At 66.4% G+C, this 6,788-nt stretch carries 3 protein-coding genes; all 3 read left to right on the forward strand.

What is annotated here, in order from left to right:
- A partial coding sequence (locus tag AVHM3334_RS23085; RefSeq protein ID WP_284415789.1) for a phosphopantetheine-binding protein occupies window positions 1–663 on the forward strand: 663 nt, incomplete at its 5' end.
- Window positions 663–5,288 (forward strand): type I polyketide synthase, encoded by a 4,626-nt coding sequence (locus tag AVHM3334_RS23090; protein ID WP_284415790.1) that lies wholly within the window; start codon window positions 663–665, stop codon window positions 5,286–5,288. The genes AVHM3334_RS23085 and AVHM3334_RS23090, both read left to right, overlap by 1 nt.
- Window positions 5,289–5,311: 23 nt before the next feature.
- Window positions 5,312–6,788, forward strand: a 1,477-nt coding sequence (locus AVHM3334_RS23095; protein WP_284415791.1) for a condensation domain-containing protein, incomplete at its 3' end; no start/stop codon positions are given.

Consider the following 6,788-nt stretch of genomic DNA (forward strand, 5'->3'; position numbering starts at 1 on the left):
GTGAAGATCCGCGGGCTGCGGATCGAGCTGGGGGAGATCGAGGCGCAACTGCTGGGGCAGCCGGAGGTGCGGGAGGCGGTGGTGGTGGAGCAGGGCGGGCGGCTGGTGGCGTACGTGGCGCTGCACGAGCATGGGCACAAGCACGGGCGCGCGGAGGAAGCGGGCGCACAGCGGATCGATGCCACCTGGCTGCGAGAGCGGCTGGGGCAGGCCCTGCCGGACTACATGGTGCCGGCGGTGGCCGTGGTGCTGCAGGGGCTGCCGCTGAATGCCAACGGCAAGGTGGACAGGAAGGTGCTGCCTGCGGCGCAGTTCGGGGCGGGGGAAGGGTACGAGGCGCCACAGGGGGAGATCGAAGAGGCGCTGGCTGCGATCTGGGCCGAGGTGCTGGGCCTGGAGCGCGTCGGGCGCAATGACCACTTCTTCGACATCGGTGGCCATTCTTTGCTGCTGGTTCGCGTGCACCGGTTGCTCCAGTCTCGTTGCCAGGTCTCGCTGCCCTTGGTGCAGCTTTTTCAATACCCCACGGTCGCGGCCTTGGCGCGCCGCATCCATCAAGGCGCATCGGCAGCGCCTGCAGAGACTGCGCAAGCCGACCACCGCGCATTGCGCCAACGCGCCGCGTTGATCCAACGCCGTCAATCCGCAGAAAGAGTGAACTGATGCCCCATACACAAACCCATCCGGAATGGACCGGCATCGAGATCGCCATCGTCGGAATGGCCGGCCGATTTCCCGGAGCCGATGACGTGGACGCTTTCTGGCGCCAGATCAACACGGGCACGGAGGCCGTTCAGCGCTTCAGCGACGAGGTGCTGCGCCAGCGCGGCATACCGCAATCGCTCCTGGATGACCCGGACTACGTCAAAGCCGGAGTGCCTTTCAAAGGCGCCGATGAGTTCGATGCCGGGCTGTTCGGCTACACGCCGCGTGAGGCCGAACAACTCGATCCGCAGCAACGCGTTTTTCTGGAGTGCGCCTGGGCGGCTCTGGAGCATGCAGGCTGCGACACGCAGCGTTGGCCGGGCAAAGTGGGTGTGTACGCGGGTGAAGGCCCCCACCTGTATCTGATCCGGCATCTGCTGCCCGCCTTCGATCTGGGCCAAGACACCGGCATTGCCGAACTGCTGGGCTTGCTGAGCGCCAATGCCAGCAGTTCGCTCTGCACGCGGGTGGCCTACAAGCTCGATCTTCATGGGCCTGCCGTGACGGTGCAGACGGCCTGCTCGACTTCGCTGGTGGCGGTGCATACCGCCTGCCAGGCCTTGCTGGGCCAGGACTGCGACATGGCCCTTGCTGGCGGCGTGTGGCTCAACCTGCTGCAGGAAGATGGCTATCGATACCAGCCCGGTGCGATTCTCTCGCCGGATGGGCATTGCCGCGCGTTCGATGCGCGCGCAGGCGGCACGGTGATCGGCAGCGGCTGCGGCATCGTGGCGCTCAAACGCGTGGAAGATGCCTTGCGGGATGGGGACACGGTCCACGCGGTGATCAAGGGCTCGGCCATGAACAACGACGGTTCGGACAAGGTCGGGTTCACCGCACCCAGCGTGAACGGACAAGCCGAGGTGATCCGCGCTGCTCAGTTGATCGCCGGTGTGGCTGCCGACACCATCGGCTATGTGGAGGCGCATGGCACCGGCACAGTCCTGGGCGATCCCATCGAAGTCGCGGCGCTGACCCAGGCTTTCCGCGCCGACACCGAACGCAAGGGTTTCTGCGCCCTGGGTTCGGCCAAGACCCACATCGGCCACCTCGACGCTGCGGCGGGCGTAGCGGGGCTGATCCGCGCGGTACTGGCGCTCAAGCACCAGACCCTTCCGCCCAGCCTGCACTTTGAGCAACCCAACCCGTCGATCGATTTCGCAAACAGTCCCTTCTATGTCAACCCCACGGCGCAACCCTGGCCGCGGGGCGGTGTGCCGCGACGCGCTGGGGTGAGCTCATTCGGCATCGGTGGCACCAATGTGCACGTGGTGCTGGAAGAGGCGCCTGCAGTGTCCGCCCCAGTAGAGCCGCCTGCCGGGTGGCACGTTCTGCCGTTGTCGGCAAAAAGCCCTCAGGCATTGCGGCAGGCGGCACAGGCGCTGGGTGAGCATCTGGGTTCCCAGGGCGAAACCCCCTTGGCCGACGTGGCGTTCACCTTGCAGACAGGGCGCCGTACCTTGCCGGTGCGTGCGGCGATCGTCAGCGACGGCACGGCATCCGCTGTGCAGGAACTGCTGAATTCCGAAGGCGCGTTCCGTCACCCTGCGCATTCGCCAGATGCTCCGCCCGCTTTGGTTTTTCTTTTGCCGGGTGGAGGCACACAGCATGCCAACATGGGGCAAGACCTGTACCGTAACGAGCCGGTTTTCAGGGAAGAGGTCGATCGCTGCTGTCAGGTTCTGCAGAAAGCCGAGGGGCTGGATTTGCTGCCGTTGATGTACCCCGCAGACGGCGCGGAGGCAGCCGCCGATGCCCAGCTGGCGCGCATCGAGTTCACGCAGCCTGCACTTTTCGTCGTCGAGTACGCGATGGCGCGGCTCTGGATGTCTCGCGGCGTGCAGCCCAGCCTGCTGCTGGGCCACAGCCTGGGCGAGTACGTGGCCGCTTGTCTGGCGGGCGTCTTCGCTCTGGAGGATGCATTGCACCTCGTGGCTTTGCGGGGCCGGCTGATGCAGTCGCTTCCAGCCGGTGCCATGACTGCCATCGCGCTTCCTGAAGCGGAACTGGCTCCCTTCGTCGCGGCTGGTTGCGACATCGCCGCAGTCAATGGCACACAGCTTTGCGTGCTGGCGGGGCCGTTGAAAGCCATCGAGGCGGCGGAGCAGGCCCTGGTCGCCCGCCAGCATCTGCCGCGCCGTCTGCATGTCGAAGTGGCCTCCCACTCCGCCATGACCGAAGGCATTTCGGTGGCCTTGCAGCAGGCGGTCAGCGCTGTGCCGCGCCACGCACCGCGCATTCCTTTTCTGTCGAACGTGACCGGTCAGCCGATCACCGCGGAGCAGGCCACCGATCCGAGTTACTGGGCCCGGCACCTGCGCGGGACGGTGCGCTTTGCCGATGGGCTTGGCGTTGTCTTCCAGACTCCCGGCCGGGTGCTGCTGGAGGTGGGCCCTGGAGAGACGCTGGCCGGACTGGCGCGCCAGCATCCTTTCGCCCACACCGCCGCCGGTATCTGGTCCAGCCAGGCGCACCCCCAGCAGCGGGCGCACAACCAACGTCACATGGCGCAGACCTTGGCGGGACTTTGGTGTGCGGGCGTGGCCATCGATTGGGCTGCCTTTCATCCGACGGGACAGCGCCGCCGACTTGCGTTGCCGGGCTACGCGTTCCAGCGCCGGCGCTATTGGGTGGATGCGCCGGCATCAGGGCAATCGTCCACGCCGCGCACACCGGTGGCGGATGGCCCGTTTTACTTGCCTGGCTGGGAGGCCATTCCTCCCGCCGATGTGGCGGTCACCGAGGCGCGATCCGGAGAGTGCACGCTGGTTTTCGGTGACAAGAGCGATTTCTGCAAAAGCCTGCTGCAAGCGTTGCGGCAGCGATCGGCTTCGGGACACGCGGTGGTGTTGGTCGAGCGGGGAACAGCCAGTCACCCGATGGGCCCGCTGCACCATGTCGTGCGTTGCAATCACCGGGCCGATCACGCTCAAATGCTGGCCCGGGTTCAGGCAGCGCATGGACCCGTGGTGGAGGTCCATCACCTCTGGGCACTCGGCCCGGCCGATGTTGCACCCGACGCCGCGCTGGAGCACGGGTATTTCAGCCTCCTGGCCATCGTGCAAGCCATGCACGATGCGACACCGAGCGGCGAGCGGCCAATCGCCCTGCGGGTGGTCGCCAATCAGATGGCCGATGTGTCAGGCGCCGATGCCTTGTGCCCTGAAAACAGCATGCTGGCCGCACTGTGTAAAGTCATCGGCCAGGAGTATCCGCACATCGATTGCCGTGCAACCGACCTGGTTCTGCCTTCAGGCATCGCGGGCACCGCCTGGCTGGTGCGCGAACTGGTGGCCGATGCGCAGCGCCGCCGCAACGAGCCATTGCTGGCGTATCGCGTGCGCAAGGTGTGGCGGCCTGCCTATGGGCCATTGCCGCGCAGCGATGGGGCAACGACGTCGCGCTTTCGGTCGCGTGGCGTCTATCTGATCACCGGAGGTTTGGGAGGCGTAGGCCTGGCTGTTGCAAAGCACTTGGCGGAGCACTGGCAGGCCCGTCTGGTCCTGCTGGGGCGCACCCCGGTCCCCTCGCCGGATCGGTGGGACGGACTGATCGCCGACGCCACCCAGCCTGCCGAACTTCGCCAGAAGCTGGCGCAGTTGAAAGCGATACAAGCTTTGGGAGGCGACGTGCTTACGCTGGCCGCCGACGTGGCGGACCCCGTACAAATGCTGGCGGCGATCTCGCAAGCCCACCAACGGTTCGGGCCCTTGAATGGGGTTGTCCATGCGGCAGGGCATGCCAACAGCGGGATGATCGCGCAGCGCAGCAGTGCGGCGGCCCAAGAGGTGTTCGCGCCGAAGCGGGCCGGCACGCAGGCGTTGCTGGCCGCGGTGCGTGGCGAGCCGCTGGATTTCGTGTTGCTCTGCTCCTCCATTTCCAGCATGGCGGGAGGGCTGGGCATGAGTGACTACGCCGCCGCCAATGCCTATCTGGACGCCGTGGCGGCGTTGGAGCAGCGCGCAGGTTGCCCAGTGGTCTCGGTCAATTGGGATGCCTGGCGCGATCTGGGCATGGCGGCCGGATTGGTGCTCCCGCCCGGCGTGGGCATGGACGGCCCCGAGGGTGCTCGCGCCCTGGAGCGCATCGTCAATGGCCCCCAGCACGCGCAGGTGGTGATTTCGACCACCGATCTGGCTCAGCGCCTTGGCGACATCGACAACGGCATGCTGGAACTGATCGAGTCCACACCGGCGTCCCAGCCTGGCCCGGGCCGCAGCCGGCATCCCCGCCCGGTACTGCAGACCCCTTATGTGGCACCGGATGGGGATTTGGAAGAGGCCTTGGCGGAGGTCTGGCGGGACATGCTGGGCATGGACCGTGTCGGCGTGCACGACAACTTGTTCGAACTGGGCGGTGATTCGCTGCTGGCGATCCAGTTGCTGGCCAGGGTGCGGAAGGCCTATGCCGTGGAGCTGCACCCTGCGTCTTTCTTCAAAGCGCCCACGCTGAGTGCGCTGGCGCTGCTGGTCGAGGCGCGCCTGATCGACGACATCGAACGCAGCGCGGCCGTTGCGCCTGCCGCTGCGACTGAAGCGGATACCGATGCGGGCGCTCCCCGTTCGCTGTCCGCTGCTGCCTGACCCAACGTTTTCAAGACGGATCCATGCCTGAAACCCAAGACCTTTCTGCCCGCCGCGCGGGCTTGACGCCGGAACAGCGCGCGCAACTGCAACAGCGGCTGCGGGGCGCCGCGCAGGCGGTGACGCCCGCCGTGCCATCGCTGCAGGCCATCGTGGCGCGCAGCGCACCCGGCCGTGCGGCGTTGTCGGCGGCCCAGCAAAGAATGTGGTTTCTATGGCGGCTCGACCCCGCCAGCACGGCGTACCACGTGAGCGGCGGGCTTCGCCTGGATGGCGCACTGGATCGGCAGGCGCTGGGCGACAGCTTGCATGCCTTGGTCGAGCGCCATGAATCGCTGCGCACCGTGTTCGAAGAAGCTGCCGATGGAAGCGCCGAACAGTGCGTGCAACTTGCAGTGCCCATCGATCTGCCGGTCCTGGATTTGCGTGGTCTTTCACCCGAGGTGCAAGAGACTCGCCGAAGCGATGCGATCCAGAAACTGCGCTGTACGCCTTTCGATCTGGGCACCGGACCGCTGATGCGGGTGCTGCTGATCCACCGTGATCAGCGGGCTTACGAGCTGCTGGTGGTCATGCACCACATCATTTCGGACGGCTGGTCGGTGCAGGTGATCCTCGACGAATTGGCGGTGCAGTACGCCGCCCGCTCGCAAGGGCAGGTGCCCATGCTGCTGCCGCTACCCATCCAATACGCGGACTATGCCGCCTGGCAAGCGCAATGGCTGGCCAGTGGCGAAGGCGAACGCCAGTTGGCATGGTGGCGCGCCGAATTGGGACGGGAGCAACCGGCGCTCTCCCTGCCCACGGACCGGCCACGCCGCAGCGATGGACGTTACCGCGCTGCGCAGCACCGCATGGTTTTGCCCGATGCACTGTTGCTTGCGCTGCGCCGGACCGCCCAGGCCAAGGGCGCGACTTTGTTCATGGCGCTGCTCGGTGGTTTCTTTGCGTTGCTGCAGCGGTACACAGGGCAGGCGGATGTCCGCGTGGGCGTGCCGTTCGCCAACCGGAACCGCACGGAAACAGCAGGACTGGTCGGGTTTTTCGTTAACACCCAGGTCCTGAAAGCCCGGCTGGACAGCCGCATGGATGGCGCGGCACTGCTCGAACACGCTCGCGGCATCGCCATTGGTGCACAGACGCACCAGGACCTGCCTTTCGAACACCTGGTCGCGGCCTTGCGCCCCGAGCGCAGCCTGAGCACCAGTCCGCTGTTCCAGGTCATGTTCAACCACCTGCGCCGCGACCATCGGTCGTTGGCCGATTGGCCCGGTGTATCCGTGGCGCGCCTGGACTTCGATGAAGACGCCGCGCAGTTCGAACTCACGTTGCAAACCTGCGAAACCGGAGCGGGGCAGGTCGAAGCCACGTTGATCTACGCGGCGGAGCTGTTCGAAGCGCAGACGATAGAGAGGATGGCGGGCCACTACGTAGCGCTGTTGCAGGCGCTGGCCGATCGCCCGGAGCAGCTGGTGGGCGAAGTGCCATTGCTGGGCGCGG

The sequence above is a fragment of the Acidovorax sp. SUPP3334 genome, from assembly GCF_030159055.1.
GTDB lineage: Bacteria > Pseudomonadota > Gammaproteobacteria > Burkholderiales > Burkholderiaceae_C > Paracidovorax.

Coding starts and splice junctions, on each gene's coding strand:
- AVHM3334_RS23090 (WP_284415790.1), top strand. CDS start 663: ATGCCCCATACACAAACCCATCCGGAATGGACCGGCATCGAGATCGCC.